Source organism: Runella sp. R0.1_18 (genome assembly GCF_057652155.1).
The window spans coordinates 317,196-336,738 of record NZ_JBYFCK010000005.1; the positions used below are offsets into that span (position 1 = coordinate 317,196).

11 protein-coding genes are annotated in these 19,543 nt (G+C 46.2%); 2 read left to right on the forward strand and 9 right to left on the reverse strand.

All coding sequences use genetic code 11. From position 1 onward, the window contains the following. Positions 1-105: 105 nt before the first annotated feature. Positions 106-1,206 (reverse strand): Gfo/Idh/MocA family protein, encoded by a 1,101-nt coding sequence (locus tag AC23P2_RS11745; protein WP_487773371.1) that lies wholly within the window; start codon positions 1,204-1,206, stop codon positions 106-108. 168 nt (positions 1,207-1,374) lie between these two features. Here AC23P2_RS11745 and AC23P2_RS11750 point away from each other — a divergent pair, with 168 nt between their 5' ends. After that, positions 1,375-3,903, forward strand: a complete 2,529-nt coding sequence (locus AC23P2_RS11750; RefSeq protein ID WP_487773372.1) for a M14 family metallopeptidase — start codon at positions 1,375-1,377, stop codon at positions 3,901-3,903. Between the two features lie 83 nt (positions 3,904-3,986). Here AC23P2_RS11750 and dapA read toward each other — a convergent pair whose 3' ends face one another. The 8 genes from dapA to AC23P2_RS11790 form a co-directional block, all read right to left on the reverse strand. Further along, entirely contained in the window at positions 3,987-4,871 is an 885-nt protein-coding gene (gene dapA / locus AC23P2_RS11755) for a 4-hydroxy-tetrahydrodipicolinate synthase (RefSeq protein WP_487773373.1), read from the reverse strand. An 84-nt stretch (positions 4,872-4,955) separates the two neighbouring features. Next, on the reverse strand, positions 4,956-6,218 hold the full coding sequence (locus AC23P2_RS11760; RefSeq protein WP_487773374.1) for an aspartate aminotransferase family protein: 1,263 nt from the start codon (positions 6,216-6,218) through the stop codon (positions 4,956-4,958). Between the two features lie 118 nt (positions 6,219-6,336). After that, positions 6,337-7,653, reverse strand: a complete 1,317-nt coding sequence (locus tag AC23P2_RS11765) for a RagB/SusD family nutrient uptake outer membrane protein (RefSeq protein ID WP_487773375.1) — start codon at positions 7,651-7,653, stop codon at positions 6,337-6,339. Between the two features lie 27 nt (positions 7,654-7,680). Beyond that, positions 7,681-10,758 (reverse strand): SusC/RagA family TonB-linked outer membrane protein, encoded by a 3,078-nt coding sequence (locus AC23P2_RS11770; RefSeq protein WP_487773376.1) that lies wholly within the window; start codon positions 10,756-10,758, stop codon positions 7,681-7,683. A 351-nt stretch (positions 10,759-11,109) separates the two neighbouring features. Further along, positions 11,110-12,309 carry a hypothetical protein gene (locus AC23P2_RS11775; RefSeq protein WP_487773377.1) on the reverse strand — a complete coding sequence of 400 codons (1,200 nt, stop codon included), beginning with the start codon at positions 12,307-12,309 and terminating at the stop codon, positions 11,110-11,112. A 350-nt stretch (positions 12,310-12,659) separates the two neighbouring features. Continuing rightward, on the reverse strand, positions 12,660-13,514 hold the full coding sequence (locus AC23P2_RS11780) for a type 1 glutamine amidotransferase (protein ID WP_487773378.1): 855 nt from the start codon (positions 13,512-13,514) through the stop codon (positions 12,660-12,662). 162 nt (positions 13,515-13,676) lie between these two features. Then, on the reverse strand, positions 13,677-14,819 hold the full coding sequence (locus AC23P2_RS11785; protein ID WP_028522559.1) for a Gfo/Idh/MocA family protein: 1,143 nt from the start codon (positions 14,817-14,819) through the stop codon (positions 13,677-13,679). 30 nt (positions 14,820-14,849) lie between these two features. Further along, on the reverse strand, positions 14,850-16,490 hold the full coding sequence (locus AC23P2_RS11790; protein WP_487773379.1) for a sulfatase family protein: 1,641 nt from the start codon (positions 16,488-16,490) through the stop codon (positions 14,850-14,852). Positions 16,491-16,659: 169 nt separating this feature from the next. Here AC23P2_RS11790 and AC23P2_RS11795 point away from each other — a divergent pair, with 169 nt between their 5' ends. After that, the gene (locus tag AC23P2_RS11795) at positions 16,660-19,449 is read left to right on the forward strand and encodes a putative LPS assembly protein LptD (protein ID WP_487773380.1); all 2,790 of its coding nucleotides are present in this window, start codon (positions 16,660-16,662) and stop codon (positions 19,447-19,449) included. Positions 19,450-19,543: the final 94 nt, after the last annotated feature.

The following is a 19,543-nucleotide window of genomic DNA, read 5'->3' on the forward strand; positions in this document are numbered from 1 at the left end:
GACTGTCGTCTGACCTAGGTGTGGGGTCGGGGTGTGAGCACCCCTTTGCTCGGGTGAGTCGGGGTGCTCACACCCCGACCTGTATGTACACTGACAATCAGTGGGCTAGACCAGTGAAATCTTTTTGCCCCCCGCAGCGATGGATTTGTAAACGGCTTCAATCACTTTCATGTCTTTGAGTCCCTCTTCTCCCGTCATATTAGGATCGGGTTTACCGTTGAGAATACAATCAGCCAAGCCATCCATTTGCCACGTTTGGTGCATTTTGGTGGTGTCCCAACTCATTGCGCCTTGGTTGGTACGCCCTTTAATAGGTCCGTAACCAAACGCTGGCCCGAGTTCTACAAAGCCTTTTTCCCCAATAACATAAAGCCGTTCTAGGTTATTGAAATTATAAGTAGTCACGCACGATGCGATAGCACCACTAGGAAAGCCCATTTGCCAAGTGATGGTTTCGTCAACCTCCTTGAATTTAACGGGGTCGGTTTTGGTTTCTTCCGCCGATACCCAAATCGGTTCTTCGCCCGTGGCATAACGAGCGCCGTTGATGCAGTAAATCCCCACGTCCATCATAGCGCCGCCCCCTGCTAAAGCTTTTTTGAGGCGCCATTGGGTAGGATCACCTATTTTAAATCCATCATACGTATTTACGTGCAAAATTTTTCCTAGTTCGCCCGATTTGCGCAAGCGAATCAGCTCACGCGTGTAAGGTTCAAAATGTAATCGATAACCTATATATAGTTTTACGTTTGCTTTTTTACAGGCCGCAATCATTTCTTCGGCTTCTTTGACCGTCACCGACATAGGTTTTTCACAAATTACGTGTTTCCCCATTTTGGCCGCCCGAATCACGTATTCGTGGTGCATAGAGTTGGGGAGCGTAATATACACCGCGTCGATGGCAGGATTATTTTTCAGTTGTTCAAAATTCTGATAGCTGTAAAAGTTAGCTTTGTCCAATCCAAACTTGGCTGACCAAGTATCAATTTTGGCGGGGGTTCCTGTGACACCTCCTATGAGTTTTGCCAGTTTACAGTCTTTCATGGCCGTTGCCACGCGGTCGGCATAGCTTCCCAAACCCACCAAAGCCACCCCAAGCTGCTTACCATCGGCGGCGAGGGCGTGTTCGGGAAAAGTAGTAGTAGCCAAAGACAACGTAAGAGCAGACCCGCCCACTTGGCGAAGAAAATCACGACGAGAGTTCATAAAAAGTAGAAGGATTAGTTTCCATTAAAAGCAGCTACATCTCTTTTTCTTTCAGGCTTGTCCAATAATTTTATGGTATCTTTAAAGTTTGCGTATTTTTGGCCATTCATTTCTAATTGTTATATCAAACCAAGCATTCGGCACTATTCATCCCAACTAAAGACCTCTATGAGAAAACCCTTATTGTTTTTGACGGGCTTACTTTTGAGCTTACAATCGCTAGCCCAGCTTCAATCACCCACCCAATTTTTTGGCTTTGCTCCTGGCGAGCAAATGGTCCCTACCCACCGTCTGTATCAGTATGCGGTGCACGCTTCTCAGCAAGTTCCTTCTAAAGTGAAACTGATGTCTTACGGACAGACCTTCGAAAAACGCCCATTGATGATGATGGTGGTGAGTTCGGAAGAAAACATTAAAAATATTGACCAAATCCGTACCGACAACCTCAAAAGCATTGGCTTGATGGCTGGCCAACCGACCAGCAAAACACGTCCTGCCATTGTATGGATGAGCTACAACGTCCACGGAAACGAAGTAACCAATTCGGCCGCATTTCCCAAAGTATTACACGAATTGTTGGCAGGTGGAGCTGTAGCCGACAAGATTCTAAAAAATACTGTGGTTATCTTGGCTCCTTGCCTTAACCCCGACGGCCACGACCGCTACGTCAACTGGTACAATCAAAAAGTGGGTGTGACAGCCAATGCCAATACCTCAGCTTGGGAACATGGCGAACCTTGGCCAGGAGGTCGTTGGAATCACTATCTGTTTGACCCTAACCGCGACTGGGCTTGGCAGACCCAAGAGATTATGCAACAACTCGTGGCGGCTTTTCAACAATGGATGCCGCAAGTACACGGCGACTTCCACGAAATGGGTCCCAACAGCCCTTACTATTTTGCTCCATCGGCCAAACCTTACCACGAGGACATCACACCGTGGCAACGTGAAATGCAGGATGTTGTAGGTACCTACAACAAACGCTACTTTGACCGCAACAACTGGCTCTATTATACCCGCGAGCGTTTCGATTTGTTTTACCCAAGTTATGGTGATACTTGGCCTACTTACAACGGTGCGATTGCCATGACCTACGAGCAAGGCGGTGGCGGCATCGCTGGATTGGCCTACGAACGCCCCGAAGAAGGAGATACCCTTCGCTTGACCCACCGCGTAGCGCACGTATCGGCGGCAAGTATTGCCACCATGGAAGCCATCGCTGACCGTTCGGGGAAAGTAGTAGAAGAGTTTGTGAAATTCTACGACCGCAACCAAAATAGTCCCATTGGTCTTTATAAATCATACGTTGTAAAAACAGCAGGCGACGAAGGCCGCGTAAAAGCGTTGAAAACGTTGTTGGATAAAAACCAAATCCGCTATGGATACGCCAATGACAACCGTGCATTGACTGGCTACAACTATTTGACCCAGAAAGACGAGCCATTTAAAACTGAAGCAGGCGACTTGGTCATCAGTGCTTACCAACCCAAGTCAAACTTATTGAAGATTTTGTTTGAAATCAAGCCAATGCTTGAAGATTCTATTACATATGACATCACATCGTGGTGTGTACCATTGGCATACGGTGTAAAAACCTACGGCGTAAAAGAGCGCCTCACACCAAGCCAACAAGCGCCAGCCAGCAACCCACAACCCGCCATCAGCGGAAAGCCTTACGCTTATATTGTTTCGTGGAAATCGGCGGAAGATGCCAAGTTTTTAGCCGCTATTTCAAAACAAAAAGTACGGGTTCGAGCGGCCGAAAAAACGTTTGACATGGGAGGTAAAACCTACGCCGCAGGTACCCTCATTATTACCAGAGCAGGAAACGAAGGCTTAGGCGATTCGTTCGACAAGATTGTACAGGCCGAAGCCACTAAATTTGGCGTAGCACTCAGTGCCACCGAAAGTGGTGCGGCGTCAAAAGGCTCGGATTTTGGCTCTGATTATGTCTATAATCTCAAATCAACCCCACGGGTTGGACTACTTGCAGGTGAAGGAACAACCGCTACCAACGTAGGCGAAATCTGGCATTTCTTCGACCAAGAACTCAGCTATCCGCTGACGCTCATCGACCCCAACAGCCGTTTCGGCGCAGGTATTCCCTTTGCAAAATTGGACGTATTAATTGTTCCATCAGGCTTTGGCTCACTTATTCGTGAAAGTCAATTCCCAGCTTTGCGTGAATGGCTTCGCAGTGGTGGTCGTTTGATTTTGTTAGAAAACGCTACTTCTCTTTTGGCCGACAAAGAAGGTTTTGGCTTGAAAAACAAAAAAGATGATAGCAAAAAAACGGACAAAAAGAACGATGACGATCACCTAAAGGCGTTTGCCAACCGTGAGCGTGAGTCGGTGTCAGACGAGTCGCCAGGAAGTATCTATAAAATCAAATTGGACAACACGCATCCATTGGCATTTGGGTATCCCGACCACTATTTTGCCCTTGTCAACAACGTTTATAACTACGATTTCTTGAAAAACGGTTGGAACGTTGGCTATTTAAAAAGCGAAAAAGATGGCTACGTAGCTGGCTTTACGGGTAAAAACGTAAAAGAAAAGCTTCCTAATTCTCTTTTCTTAGGCGTGGAAGAAGTAGGACGTGGCAAAATCGTTTACATCGCCAACAACCCACTTTTCCGTGGTTTCTGGTACAACGGTAAGCTGCTGTTTTCTAATGCGGTGTTTATGTTGCCGTAGTAGTTTCCATACTTGAAGATAATCAAAAAGCGGCTGCCCTTATGAGAGCAGCCGCTTTTTGATTATCAAGAGGTCTTTATTGACTACAACAACCCTTCGCGGGTCATAATCGTCGTAAGCTGAACACCTAGCTCGTCCGAAGCTTTCACCAATGGTAAACGTACCTCGCTACTGCATATCCCTTTAATTTCAAGGCATTTTTTGATACCTACAGGATTTGATTCTGCATACAACGGGCCGTCCATATCTAAGAAACGGTACTGAATGGCGGCGGCTTCGTCAGGACGATTTTCGAGGGCGTGCCACGTCATCTCCGTAAATTCTTTCGGGAAAGCGTTGGCAATCACCGAAATAACACCTTTCCAGCCAATGCTAATCATGGGCGAAACGTGGTTATCGTCTCCCGAAATCAATAAAAAGTCGCTTGGGCACAGTTTGGCCAACTCCATATATTGATCAAAATTGGCGCACGCGTCTTTGATACCAATGATGTTGGGGTGTTTGGCGAGTTCTACAATGGTTTCGATTTTCATGTTTACCACCGTACGCCCAGGTACGTTATACAACAACACAGGTACGGGACTCGCGTCGGCAATGGCCGTAAAGTGAGCAATCAAACCACGCTGTGAGGGTTTATTGTAATAAGGACATACCGACAAAATAACATCTACCCCCGAAAGGTCGGTTTGTTTCAACGTTTCCAACACAGCACGGGTGTTGTTACCACCTAAACCATATACAATTGGGAGCTTTTTGGCATTATTATCTTGAACAAACTTCAACAAATCGAGCTTCTCTTGAGCAGTAGTGGTCGAGGTTTCGCCCGTTGTACCTTGAACAACAAGGTAGTTTACACCGCCATCGCTTACAAAATCAATGAGTTTTTTGAGCGCAGTGTAATCAATATCGTGGTTGGTGTCGAAGGGGGTAACTAAAGCCACACCCACTCCTAAAAATCGGGTATCCATTTGATTTGTGGTACGGACAACTTGCCCGTCAATATATACTGGTAGATGATTGGTAGATTGAGGCCACAAAGGTATTAAAATTTGTCAATCTATTGCTTCTAAAATGATATTACACGCTTCCCTAATTTGGTCATCTGTAATAACAAGCGGCGGTGCAATTCGCATCGAGTTATCGCAAAACAAAAACCAATCGGTTATCACTCCTGTTCCCTGTTTTGCCCGCAATATCGCTCGGTCGATGATGGGTTTTAGCACTTCAAACGACTCAAATTCGACCGCTAACATCAGTCCTTTTCCCCGAATTTCTTTGATGGAAGGATGCTGTAATAAGTCACGAATAAGCTGCCCTTTAGCGACGGCACTTTCAGCAAGCCCCTCTGAATGAATCACTTCTAGCGTAGCCAATGAAGAAGCACAACTCACAGAATGTCCACCAAAGGTAGTGATATGTCCTAAAATGGGATTATTTTTAAAAACCGACATAATGTCTTTGGACGAAATAAACGCTCCAATGGGCATTCCGCCCCCCATGCCTTTGGCGCACAGTAAAATATCGGGAGCTACTCCAAATTGCTCAAACGCCCAGAACGTTCCCGTTCGCCCAAATCCCGTCTGAATTTCATCATAAACCAACAAAGTACCCGTTTCCGTACAGCGCGCGCGCAAAGCTTGGTGGTACGCAGCGTCGGGAACCCGAACCCCCGCTTCGCCCGAAATCACTTCGATGATGATGGCAGCTGTTCGGTTAGTAATTAGGGCAAGGTCTTCCAACACGCCAAAGCGAATGTGACGAACATCGGGAAGCAACGGGCGAAAATTGCGTTTAAAAAACTCCGCCCCTGCCAAACTCAAAGCGCCTTGGGTGCTACCGTGATAGGCATTGAAACAAGAAATGATTTCGCTTCGCCCCGTAAATCGTTTGGCGAGTTTCATGGCACCTTCGACGGCTTCCGCGCCTGAGTTGGTGAAATAGACATTGTCTAACCCCTCCTCTACCCTCCCCTGTAAGGGAGGAAGATTCAATAGTTCCCCTCCCTCACAGGGGGGCATGGGGTGGGGTCGTAAAGTTCCAACCAACGCCTCCGCTAGTTTGACTTGGGGTGTTTCAATGTATTCGCCATACACCATGAGGTGCAGGTATTTGTCTAACTGCTGATGAATGGCTTTCAGCACATGCGGATGGCGGTGGCCGACATTGCTGACGCCAATCCCCGAGATCATATCAACGTATTTTTCGCCGTTGGCGCCATAAAGGTAGATGCCCTCCGCACGGTCGATGTCAAGTGCAAGCGGGAAATCAGACGTTTGGGCAAGGTAATTATAAAAAAGCTCGTGGCGATTCGTCATACTGTCTAAAACAATGGTATCAAAAGCGATTTACGAATAAAATAAACACGTCGCACAAATTAATATGCGACGTGTCTGAACTACTCTTCAAATTGTTGATAAAGAAACTCCCAAGTGATTAATAACCTGGGTTTTGTACTAATTTTTTGTTAGTATCAATCTCACGTTGTGGAATTGGGCAAACCAAGTTGTTGGCGCTGAAAACTGTTGTTCCAACCGTTCCTTTGGTACGCTTGATGTCATGGATTTGTTGACCTTCAAACGCTAATTCCAATTTACGCTCTTTCAAAACAGCCGCAATCGTCAACGATGTAAGTGGTTCTAAACCAGCCCGTTCGCGAATCAAGTTGATATCGGCCAAAGGCGCAGCTCCTACCGTTGTTCCTAAGCGGAAATTTGCTTCGGCGCGTGTAAGGTACATTTCCGCCAAACGAAGCACGGGAACGTCACCAAAACGGTCGTTGAATTTGCTAGTAAACGTACGTGATCCTCCGTTGCTAGTATCAAAAAACTTACCGCGCAAGTCACCTGCTTCGTAGAGTGCCAAGTGTTTTGTTTGAACACGAATATCACCACGCCCTTGGTTCAAGGCAGAAGCGTAATAAGTATTCATATCGTTGGCACCATCTTGGTCGGTCACGACGATGCTGAAGATGCTTTCGTTGTTATCATCAACAAAAGCATTCGCAAAATCAGGCTCAAGTTCAAATTGCCCCGATGCAATCACACGGTTGGCCGCATCACGCGCTGAAGCATAGTTTCCTTGCATCAAATACACGCGTGACAAAAGGGCAATGGCAGGTGGGTACTTCGACAATTGCTCCGCTTTTGTGAGGTCATCAATGATTTGAGCATACACTTCTGCAACGCTATTACGCGCTCTGTAATCTTCGTCAGTGACAGCACGAGTAGGTGTCAACACCAACGGTACGCCTGGGTTAGTGGCATTGTCACCATCACCCCATGCTTTGGCATACAAACGTACGAGTTCAAAATAAACCGCTGCACGAATAAACCGCGCTTGACCTTCAACAAGACCTCGGTTGGCAGTACTTACCTTATCGAGCGCACTCAAGACGTTGTTGGCACGGTTAATAGCCGCGTACGAGTTGTTCCAAGTGAGCGTAGTTTGGGCGTTTCCTGGCGTCATGGTTTTACGCCATAGTTCGTCCAACGTCGTAAATGTTCCTCCAAAAACCACCTCACGGTCATCTCCAAGAAGGTCGCCCATGTATTGGAAAGCACCACCATATACATTGATGCTACTCATGCCGTCGTAAGCACCTACGAGGGTTACGGTTACGTCTTGTTCGGTTGCCAACGCTGTCGATTCGTCGATACTTTGAGTTGGCTGTACATCGAGTCGGTTGGCACAAGCAGCGCTCAAGAGCATTACTGAGCCTGCAAGTACAAAAGATTTAATGGATGTATTCATTGTGTGAAAAATCAAAGTGTTGAAAAATTAGAAACCAATGTTGATACCCCCCGTGATGGTTTTCGCTTGAGGTGCCGTGTAGAAGTCATAGCCTTGCGCAATGTTGGTTACGATGTCGTCGGCATTTACTTCTGGATCCCAACCTGTGTATTTCGTGAAGGTCAACAAGTTTTGACCCGTCAAGAACAAACGCACACTGTTGATTTTGGCTTTGTTCAACAATGATTTTGGCAAACTGTATGAAAGTGTCACGTTACGCAAACGAACAAATGAACCATCTTGGATAAAACGGCTCGAAGGTTGCGCTCCGTTGTTGAAGAACAAACGCGCTTCTGGGAACTGAGCCCCTGGATTGTCTTGAGTCCAAGAATCCAACTGGTCAGCTGTTTGGTTGTCTTCAAAACGAGCGTTGGCCGACGAGAAACGTCCTACGCCGTAGAAATTGAGTTTGTTACCAAACACGCCATTGAAGAAGATACTCAAATCAAATCCTTTATAGCTAAAGGTGTTTGTCAAACCACCAATAAGTTTGGGCTGTGGATTACCCACCACTACGCGTTGTGCTTGGTTGTAGCTATTTGTTGTGCTACGGTCGATTGTACCATCTGCATTGGTCACGTTTTTATACCAAAGAGCGTCTCCGTTGGCACGATCTACACCTGCGTATTCTGCGGTAAAGAATGTACCGAGTGGTTGTCCTTCTACGGCACGGCTCATGTTGTTAAGACCCGCTTCGATAATCTGTCCTTGCAAATCGGTAATTTTGTTGCGGTTAGCGGCCAAGTTGATGCTTGTTTTCCACTTAAATGCGCCTACTAAGTTGTCGGTGTTTAACACAAACTCAACCCCTTTGTTTTCCAAACGACCTACGTTTTTCACTTGGGTCGTAAAACCAGTCGTACCAGGTACGTTTACGTTCAACAAAAGTCCTGAGGTTTGTTTGTTGTAGTAATCGATTTCCCCACTGATACGGTTGTTAAGGATACCAAAGTCGATACCAATATCAACTTGGTCTGAAGTTTCCCATTTCAAATCAGGGTTAGCCAACTGCGAAGGGCGCTGGCCTGGCAAACCTGCATAAGCGGCATCTCCTGTGTATAGTCCAAGTTGTGGGAAGTTTCCGATTTCGGCATTACCTGTACGTCCGTAACTAGCACGAAGTTTCAAGAAACTGATAACAGCATTGTTTTGCAAGAAGCTTTCTTCCGAAAGTACCCAACCCGCCGAAACCGCAGGGAAGAAACCGTAACGGCTGTCGCGTCCGAAACGTGACGAACCGTCGATACGTGCGCTCAATCCTAAGAGGTAACGGTCGTTGAATTTGTAGTTGGCACGGGCAAAATACGACAAGAAACGGAAGTTTGTTTCGGTAGAAGTACCAGCCGTTTTACGGGCCGCACTCGCAATCATACGGTACGCATCCGAAGGAAAATCTTGGCCTTGGGTAAGGGCAAATTTTTCTTGCGATTGCTGATAAGACATCCCCAACGTTCCGTCAATGGTATGTTTTCCGAAGCTATTATTGTACGTAAAATAGTTGTTGGTATTGTAGTTTTCAACCCGAGTAAAGGCATTTTCGCCCAGACCACTAGGCGCCCCAAAGTTACGTTGTGTTTTACTGTTATAGTAAGACTCTTCTTGCTGGTTCAGTACATCCACCCCTAGTTCAGAACGGAAATTCAATCCTTTTACAATCATCAATTGGCCATATATGCTGCTGATACTGCGGCTAACGGTTGTATTGTAGTAGGCATTACCAATGTTGATAAGTGGGTTATAATACACAGGAATCGAAATATCACCTGGAGGCGTTCCTACTGGAAGGCCCGTTTCTGGGTCGTTCTGTGGGGTCATCGGAGGCAAAGCTACCATCTGAATCGGGTTATCAAACTGGCGGTCGCCCGATAAACGATTGTTCAACGTACGGGCCATGCTCATGTTGATTCCCATGCGGAAACGATCAGATACTTTTTGGTCGAGGTTGATACGGCCCGACATACGGTTGAGGGCGTTTCCAATCAAAATCCCTTTTTGGTCAAGCAATTGTCCCGACACAAAGAACGAAGTTTTGTCATTTCCTCCACTGATATTTAAGTCATACTGGCTCATAGGTGCTTTTTGGTAAGCCAAACCACCCCAGTCGGTACTTGCTTGGTTGGCAGTACCAAATGTTCCTAAACTTTGCGTTTGGAAGAAGTCTTCCATGTAAGCCGTGTACGAATCAGCGGCTTTAGGATCAAGGCCATCGATACGGTCAGAGTTAGCAGCAGCTTGGCGGTATAATTTCAAATACTGTTCGGTATTCAAAAACTTCACTTGCTTCGTAGGCTTGCTTGAGCCAAACTGATAGCCAAAATTGATGTTTGTACGCCCTGATTTACCACGTTTGGTCGTAATAAGCACAACGCCATTGGCCGCGCGCGAGCCGTAAATGGCTGCCGCAGAAGCATCTTTCAACACTTCAATCGACTCAATGTCTTGCGGGTTAATATCCGCCAATGGGTTGGTCGCACCTCCGTTGTTACTCAAGTTTTGGGTAGTTACGGGGATTCCATCCAACACATACAAAGGCTGATTAGAAGCTGATACTGAGGAGTTACCACGTACCCGCACCTGAATCGCTTGACCTAGTTTCGACGAACCTGCCGTCACTTGTACCCCAGCAGCCTTACCTTGGATGGCTTGGTCGAAGGTATTGACAGGCATGTCTTGAATGTCAGAAGGACGAATTTTGGCAATGTTTCCCGTTAATTCACGCTTGATTTGTGAGCCATAACCCGTTACGACTACCTCAGACAAACTTCTTGTTTCAGGTTTTAGCTGAACGTTGATTTCTGAGCGGCCGTTTACTTTTTCTTCTAAAATAGTAAAGCCTACAAAACTAAAAACCAACGTTGCATTGTCAGGAACAGCCAACCGATAGTTGCCTTCAACGTCAGAGTTTGTTCCTTTGGTTGTGCCTTTAACGGCAACAGCGACACCAGGCATCCCTACCCCATCTTCTGCCGAGGTGACTTTCCCTGTCACCACCTTGTCTTGCGCTCTTGCCAGAAGAACCGACAAGCACGTAGCCACTAATAGGCTTACACGTAAAATGTGTCTCATACAGTTTAGTTTGTTAGAGTTAAAAAATAAAAAAAGTACCAAATTAGAACCTTGTCCAATCAAAGTCTTTAAGGAATACTTTGGATACGATAAAAGTTACACAAATGAGGAATTGTTAGGCCAAAATGGACTAAAAAAACGACGCGAAAATACGATGAGATTGTCTGAGAAGTTTTACTTAACAAATCATCCATTGGCAGGTGAAGACCCTGCTTGATTTTCTTGGCCAATTTCGGCATACAATACCCTTTTGTGTGGAAAACGACTATTTGGTAACACAAACATAACGCACAATTACCGAAAAGTCAAAGCCTTACCGTATCAAAAGTTAGCTATACTTAGGAGATATACTTAGTCAGGCTCGTAAAAACAAGTGCTCCCTCCTACCCACGTAAAGTCTTTGTTGAAGCGAACGCCAATCATTTCACCGCGACTCAAGCGACTCAAGCTTGTGAGTAACTGCGGGCGCGGGGCATTGTCGTCCCATACATAAAGCATCCGAATCTCACATTTCACCAACCCATCCAAGGCTTGAATGATAGGCTCGTAAGCCACTTTTCGTTGTAAAATCCAATTTTCAGGGTCAGCAACCGACGATAAGTCTTCGAGAGAAATGTGGATTTTTACGCCACTTCCCGCAAATGAAAACAAAGGCTTTAGGACATAATTCTCTAAATCAGCAGGAAATTGCCCATCGTATTCGCTCAAGAAGCGGGTATCGGGTACGTAGGGAGATTTGAGAAATGGAAGGGTGTATTTACTGATGCGAAAAAACCAGTTGGGGTGCCCTACCCAAGTCACGTCCACATCATCCGTAAGGTTAAATTCCGTTTGAAGGTCAGGGAAATTACCCAAATCGTCAAAAATCAAACGGTTATATATACGTTTTATTTGGATTTCTCGGCCGTCTTTTTCGTAGAACAATTCCCGTCCACGCTTTTTGATTTTTGTGTAACAAACTGCTTTTACCCCCAAAAATGCTTCTGTTACGGCAAAGTCGATGCGGGTTTTTTGTTGTTCTGGATAAATTTCCAACAAAATGACATTTTCGGGGTTTTCGTGCCCAACAATTACTTCTTTCAACTTGGCAATGTACTCGGCTTGCGTACTCACCCCGCTGAAATAATTACTAAAGTGGGCAGGAATAGGGAAATAATCGCGAAACTTCTCAGTGACGTAGCTTTGAAACCCAAAAACCGACGGAAAGCCCTGCAATTCTATCAGTTGAGGAACTAGCTCCCCTTGCGCATCTTTACAAATAGCAAAATCAATGGCCAGAAATGAGCTATGATTATTTTCGTTTGGTACGTTTTGGTCAGCAGGAATGGCGGGTTGGGTTTGGTTTTTAAACTCGCTTCCCACAATCACATCCACAAACGATTCACAGGCTTCAATGAGTTTATTTTTTAAGGATTTTGGCACAAAAACGGGCGTTTCTGCCACCCTAAATTCGAGTTGATTGGGCCAATCGGTATGAATGCCCGCAACAAATTCGTTGTATTTTTCCTCGCTAAAAGCTGCGTTGTACGTTTGTCGAAGTTGTGTAATCATAGGAACTAAAAGGTTTACCCCAATAAAGGTTGGTACATCAACCAAAAATAATCAACAAATCAATTCTTCCAAATAAAACTAGGTTAAACGCATTAAAAAAAGCAGCGTCAGCGAGGCGAAATCTTAGTAGCAAAAGGGGCAAAAGCAATCCAAAAGCCCCACCAGGGCGGCCAGCGCTCGGTGGCATCTTTTATCGAGCGTCGGTGTCACCCCGATGGGGCTTTGTGGTGGATTTGATTCATTTTTCTACTAAGATGTAGCTCCTCTGGAGCAATGAATAGCGACCCTATATTTTAATGCGTTAAATCTGAAATAAAACTTACTTTGGTCCAGGTTTAACGTATCGTATTTTATTCGACAATCTGCATTTGGACTTCGACATTCGTTACACTGAGTTGTTCGGCAGCTTTGCGCAGAAAAGTAGGAATAATAGACGCTTCGGTAAGCATAATTTTGTCGGGGTCTTGGAGGTGAGTTACCATGTCATTGTATTTTTCTTCCCCGTGGTTTTTAATGATTCCTTCACGTTTCTCGTCTTTTTGGAAGTGACGAAGCATCCCTTCTGCGTCGGCTTCGGGGTGGAATTGTGTACCGAATACTTCGCGAGAAAAGCGTACCGCCATCACTGCTCTTTCCAAATGCGCCACGTGCGGACGTTCTTTTTCGATACCCAAAATTTTTGCCCCAATCCGTTCTAAATGATGATGGTTAGGCTCAATCACCTGAAAATCGCGCGAGTCAACGGCATAAAATGGATCAGGCAAGTTTTTGAAAAACGGTTCTTTTTGGCCGAAGTGTGTTTTCGTCATTGGAAATATCCCAAAAGAAGTCGAGCCGCGCTTACAAACCAATCCAACGCCCCAGTGCAAACACGCCATTTGGAAGGAGTGACAAATCAAAAAGAGGTGTTTTTTGCGGGGATGATGCGGTTGGCGGTTGTATTGCCAAATCTGGTCAAGGAGCAAAAAGAAAGGTTTTTCCCACGGTTCGCCCACAGGTTGAGGATTGCCTGGGCCTCCCGAAGAAATAAAAATATCGAAACTCAAATCAGGCACTTCGCATTTTTGGCGCACATCAAATACCTCATAGGTTGCCTCTATTCCTTCTTGATTTACAAAACGCTCTGTGATGGCTTTGATACAACGCATTCCTTCGTTGGCATACCCATCGTACATGTCCAAAATGGCAATCTTTAGTGGCTCCATTGTGATGTCTCTCTGTATTTACTTAACAAAAAAATCGTACTGCCGCTGACTTCAAACTCCTGAAAGAGAGAGATAAAGGTCAGTGGCGGTACGATGTAAAAATACTATTTTCTCCGCAAAGTTACGGAAATATTATCAAACCTGTAAGGTTTAAGAGGTTTCTTACACTTGCACCCAGCGGCGCTCGCGGCTACTTTCTACGATTTTGTCGCAAAGGCGAAGTTCACGCAAACCGTCTGCAAACGTTGGATACGTTGGGTTGGCTGGTTTTCCGTTGCGGATCGCCGCATATACTTCTTTAAACAACTGCTTCGAAGTATCAGGGAAGCCTTCGTTGTGGCCTCCTGGGAAAGTCATCAACGCACGTGCTTCTTCGTGGGCCAGGGCAGGGTCACGCAACAACACTTGGTTGGCTACTTCACGACGCCCCATCCATACTTCGTTAGGAGTTTCTGAGCACCAATTGAAGGTTTGGTTTGCACCGCTGATTTCGAGTGAGCAGCGGTTTTTGCGACCTGCCGACACCTGACTCACGGTAGCTACGCCCGTGTTTCCGTTGTCGAAACGGTACAAAATCGAGGCAAAATCTTCCGTTGTGATAGGTACTTCTTCGTAATCAGAAGCTTGGAGCAATTTGCCTGAGTAGGTTGCGATGGCTTTTTTAGGCTTCATACGCGTTTTGTGAACCGTATTGAAATCTGCCATTACTTCGGTGATATGAAGCCCCGTGATGTATTCAATAAGGTCGAATAAGTGCGAACCGATATCGGCAACGGCACGTGAGTCACCCGATTGAGAAGGCTCCAAACGCCAGTTGTAATCGGTCGGTAAGAAAAGCCAGTCTTGCAAATAGCTACCTTGTACCGAATAAATATCGCCGAGTTCGCCTTTTTCACGCATCGTTTTCATCTGACGAATCAACGGGTAATAGCGAAGATTGAAGTGAACGGCGTTAACCAAGCCCAATTTATCGGCCAACTCTACCAATTCTTCTGCTTGAGCGGTGGTGGTGGCAAGTGGTTTTTCGCAAACCACATTTTTGCCCGCCAACAATGCTTTTTTGGCTTGCTCGTAGTGAAGGAAGTTAGGCGTACAAATGTGAACGCATTCGATAGAATCGTCGCGAAGAAGGTCGTCAAACGAATCGTAAGCCGCTGTGCCGAGTGATTGGGCACGGGCTTGGGCGATTTCGGCCGAAAAATCGGCGATACCTGCTACTTCAACGTCGGGCAAACGCCGTAGAGCTTCGATGTGGGCTGGCCCGATAAAGCCAAGACCTACTACGGCTACTTGAGTTTTGGACATAGTAATAGTGATTTGGGTTTGAACGTGGGTTTATAATTGAGGATAAATGACAATTCCACTACGTCGATAACCAATTCGCTGTGCAATCACGTACAGTGAATCGCCTTTGGATAGCTCTAAAGGGTGAGTATATACCTGCCAACTGGCATCTTTCCAATGCTTTTTGTACCCAATTGAGGCTCCTTTGGTGGCGCAAGTTAATGCAATTTTAGAAGAATTGACGGAGATAATCGGGATTTGCGTTTGCGGAGGGCTGTCGCTCCCACCCCACCACCGACCGACCATTTCCATTTCGGGTTCGGCGGCTTTATCACCTACTTGCTGAATCCAACGGTCATAGATGACCCGCATTTCTTTTAATTTTTGCTGATACTGAGCCACATCTGCAAGGTTGGCAAATTGGTGAGGGTCGTTTTGGCAGTCGTACAATTCTTCGGTAGGCTTGCTGGGACTGAACCACCGTAATTGCGTAGCATTAAGCTGACCTGCTTCTTTGAGTTTTAAAATGGATTGCATCGACGGTTGTTGCAATCGGTAGCGAATATGCTGATAGTACGACTTTTCGGGCATATAGTTGCGGAGGTACTGATAACGCCCGTCGTGGACACTCCGTACTCGGTCATACTCAGAATCCATGCGGTCGCGGGCGGCAAACACAAACTTTCGTGGGCTTTGGGCTTTTTGTTCTCCCAAAAATGCCTGCCCTTGCAAATGTTTAGGAATAGGAATGTGCGCCAACGACAACAACGTAGGAGCTAAATCGACAAAGCTAATCAGTTGGCTGTCCACTTTTCCTCTTTGTTTTTGGGGGATAAACGGATTTTTAACAATAAACGGAACCCGCAACCCTCGCTGTGTGATTTCCCGCTTGACAAAGGGGAGGCCGTCGCCGTGATCGGAAAAGAAAAATACGATGGTATTGTCGGCAAGACCGTCTTCGCGCAGTTGTTCCAATATTTTCCCTGCTTGTTGGTCCATCACCATGGCGTTCGACAAATGTCGCGCAATATCAAGGCGGACTTCTGGGGTATCAGGATAATACGGCGGGACTGTTATGTCTTCGGGTTTGACGAGCAAAGGCTCTTTCGACCGCGCCCATACCTGCGACTCGTGCGTGACCGTCAAATTAAAAACGGCAAAAAAAGGTTGATTTTTATCGGGGCGGTTACGCCAATGTGCCCGCGTGCTACTTTCGTCCCAAGCCGTCGGAGGAGCTTCAAACTGATAATCTTCTTTGGAATTGTTGGTACAATAATAGCCCGCCGCTCGTAAGTATTCAGGAAAACATTTGACATAGTCAGGAATGACGGCCGAATAACCCTTAAAACCAGGCGGATAGGCGTCGGAAGCCACCGCTGAAGCGGCCAAGGTACGCATGTGTTGGGTACCGATGGATTGTTGATACATCCCCGTAATAATCGCGGAACGGCTAGGAGCACATACGCCCGCAGTAGCAAACGCGTTGGTGTAGCGCGTACCCTCAGCCGCAAGTTGATCAAGCTGGGGCGTTTTGACGATTTTATTGCCGAAACTACCCAACTGATAACTCATGTCTTCGCACGTAATCCACAGGATATTAGGATGCTTTGGCGGCAGGGCTTCGAAAGTCGCTTGCTTGAAACTTGACAGTATAAAGGCGATGACTAGCACCCCCACAAAGACGTGTTTCATAAAAATACGAAGTTTAACAGTCTGACGTTTTAAGACTTGGCTAGTCTGATTTTACTGATGAGAGAAGCAAATTGAGATGCGACAAAAAAGGGCTTTAATAACTTTTAACAAACTTTCGTCCCTTCAAAACGCGGAATGCCGTACTTTTGCAAATAAAGTAGTTGTAAAGTTGTCTCCACGAACACAGAAGAGTATCGCAAGTGCCGCCCTTTGGCTGCTATGTTTGGCCCTAATCTTGATGGGCAACTTTGGGTTAATGGCCCAAAGGCTGCTCCCTCGTAAACCAACGAATCCCGTTGTGGCTCCCGATTCGCTCCAAAAGCGCTCGGCATCACTGCCTGGCGTTGGAGTCACGATGACCAGTGCCGATAGCACAAAAAAAGATACCCTCCAAGCCGAAAGCGACCTCAAAAGCACGGTGGTCTATAGCGCCAAAGATTCGACCATTATGGACCCTACCGCCCAAGAAGTGCATCTTTACGGGCAAGCCAAAGTAACCTACGGAGCCATTGTGCTACAGGCGGATTACATTCGATTAAACTGGACAACCAACGAGGTTTTTGCCAAAGGAACATACGATACAACCTCCAAAAAATGGGTTGGAGAACCTATTTTTGAGGACAACGGCGAAAAGTATGACACCAAAGAACTGCGGTATAATTTCAAGACAAGAAAAGGATTTATTAAAGGTATTGTTACCCAACAAGGCGATGGCAATATCCGTGGGACAACCGTAAAGAAAGACGCCGAGGACAATATGTACATTCGTGGGTCGATTTATACGACCTGCAACCTGACTCACCCGCACTTCCACATCGCGGCAAAAAAAATCAAAGTCATTCCCGAAAAACAGGTCATTTCAGGGCCGTTCAATTTAGTAATCGCCGATGTGCCTTTGCCTATTGGTTTACCTTTTGGTTTTTTCCCCATTCCTAAGAAAAAAGAAATCGGCACGTCGGGCCTCATCATGCCTACCTACGGCGAAGAACCCAATGGCCGTGGTTACTACCTCCGCGACGGGGGATACTACTGGGCCATTAGTGATAAAATCAACATGAGCATTACGGGGCAGATTTACTCCAGAGGAAGCTGGGGGGTAGGACTAGCCATGCCGTATGCGGTCAAATACCGTTTCAACGGTAACTTTAACCTGCGCTTCAACCGCAACGTTCAAGGAAACGAAATCAAGGTATTGAACAAACCACGTAACGATTTTAGCCTCAACTGGACGCACACACCCGTTACACGCGGGACATCAAGTTTTGGCGCTTCGGTCAACATCGGTAGCAATAGCTTTAACCAGTTCAACGAATTTAGCACCCAGCGTTACATCCAGAACGTGGCGGGGTCGTCGGTACAATACAACAAGCAGTTTGGGCAATTTGCGCGAATGGGAACCAGTGTGCGCGTCAACCAGCGTTTCCCCGATCGCTCCAAAGTAGATGCCGATGGCAACCAAATAGACCCAGGTTCGATTGATGCGGGCATTGATTTTAACTTCGGTATCAACCAAATCGCTCCTTTTGCCCTCAAAGGTGGAACAGGTGCGTGGTACGAAAGTTTTCGCTTGGGGATGGATTTCAGCGGAGGGCTGACGGCCAACAACAACATTGTGTATGCCGATACGTCAAGTGCACGCCTGGGATTTGTATGGGCGAACCCTCCTACCAACGTGGTTGGAAGCAGCACAAGTCCCATCACTACTTATGCGTTGAACGCCGAAACATTCAGCCAGTTTATCAAAAATTCGCAATTTACAGGGCGTTTTTCGATTCCTATTTCTTTGCCTAACATTAAACTATTCCGCTATATCAACATCACCCCAGGGATTTCGATGTCGGGCGATGCCTTTACGCAGAAGTTTCAATATAAATACATCAGCGGAAACAAAGTACAAGTCGATACCCTCAAAGGGTTCTATTTTGCCAACAACGTCTCGTTCAGTGCCAGTGTCAACACCCGACTCTACGGTACAATGTTTATCAAAGGCAAACGCTTGGAGGCCATTCGTCATACCGTGATTCCTTCGGCAAGTATTAGTTATGTTCCTGACCAGTCTAATTTGTACGAAAAAACGGTGGTTAATGAGCGGGGCGAAGTACGCTATTTGAACCGTTATCGTACCGTGGGTGGAAACTTAACGACCTCAGGTACCTCAGCCGCCGCAATTTCGTGGAGTTTGAACAACTTATTTGAAGCCAAACTCCGCCCTAAATCCGACTCGACGGGCAAGCAGTTTGAGAAAAAATCTATTTTGGACAACTTGAGCTTAAACGGTTCGTATAACCTCATGGCCGACTCACTCAATATGTCGGATATTAGTTTAGCGGCCAATGCGCAGTTGTTTAAAAACCTGAATTTCAACTTCTCAGCCAGTTTTGACCCTTACGCTTACGTGCAAGATGCCGCCTACGGTACGGTTGGACGTAAAATCAATAAGTATTCGGTGATGGCCAACCAAGGATTGGCAAAATTGTCGAATATGAACATTGCCTTTTCTACGCGGTTTGCGCCCAAAGGTGCCGATAAGCCTAAAAAAGCAAATACCCCTAATACCGAAGAACAGCAGCGGATGATTAATGCCAATCCTGCTGCATATGTTGACTTTAATATTCCGTGGACGATTAACTTTAGTTACAACTTCGGATACACAAAACAAGGCTTGGCCAAAGCAACGACCATTCAGTCCCTGACCATGCAGGGTGACTTTAGCTTGACCCCCAAGTGGAAATTTACGTATTCAACGGGCGTTGACGTGGTGGCCAAAGCACCTTCGATTACCAATGTCGGTATCATTCGCGACTTACACTGCTGGGAAATGTCGTTCAACTGGACGCCTTTTGCGGGGTCGGGCTTCCGTGCCAACAACTATAATTTTGAAATCCGCGCTAAATCCGCCCTCTTGCGAGACCTGAAACTTTCGCGCCGCCGTACATTCTACGATCAGGGTGGGTTTTAGTCAGTTTGGGGTTTTCAGTTTCCTGTTTGCATTTTTTCAGTTTAAAATTTTTCAGCTTCACTTTTACCTTTTTAAGCAGGTTGTGAAGCAACCT

What these genes read in the sequence shown, in the direction of transcription:
- AC23P2_RS11745 (WP_487773371.1), bottom strand. Translation starts at nt 1,206, where the DNA reads ATGAACTCTCGTCGTGATTTTCTTCGCCAAGTGGGCGGGTCTGCTCTT.
- AC23P2_RS11750 (WP_487773372.1), top strand. Translation starts at nt 1,375, where the DNA reads ATGAGAAAACCCTTATTGTTTTTGACGGGCTTACTTTTGAGCTTACAA.
- dapA (WP_487773373.1), bottom strand. Translation starts at nt 4,871, where the DNA reads ATGGATACCCGATTTTTAGGAGTGGGTGTGGCTTTAGTTACCCCCTTC.
- AC23P2_RS11760 (WP_487773374.1), bottom strand. Translation starts at nt 6,218, where the DNA reads ATGACGAATCGCCACGAGCTTTTTTATAATTACCTTGCCCAAACGTCT.
- AC23P2_RS11765 (WP_487773375.1), bottom strand. Translation starts at nt 7,653, where the DNA reads ATGAATACATCCATTAAATCTTTTGTACTTGCAGGCTCAGTAATGCTC.
- AC23P2_RS11770 (WP_487773376.1), bottom strand. Translation starts at nt 10,758, where the DNA reads ATGAGACACATTTTACGTGTAAGCCTATTAGTGGCTACGTGCTTGTCG.
- AC23P2_RS11775 (WP_487773377.1), bottom strand. Translation starts at nt 12,309, where the DNA reads ATGATTACACAACTTCGACAAACGTACAACGCAGCTTTTAGCGAGGAA.
- AC23P2_RS11780 (WP_487773378.1), bottom strand. Translation starts at nt 13,514, where the DNA reads ATGGAGCCACTAAAGATTGCCATTTTGGACATGTACGATGGGTATGCC.
- AC23P2_RS11785 (WP_028522559.1), bottom strand. Translation starts at nt 14,819, where the DNA reads ATGTCCAAAACTCAAGTAGCCGTAGTAGGTCTTGGCTTTATCGGGCCA.
- AC23P2_RS11790 (WP_487773379.1), bottom strand. Translation starts at nt 16,490, where the DNA reads ATGAAACACGTCTTTGTGGGGGTGCTAGTCATCGCCTTTATACTGTCA.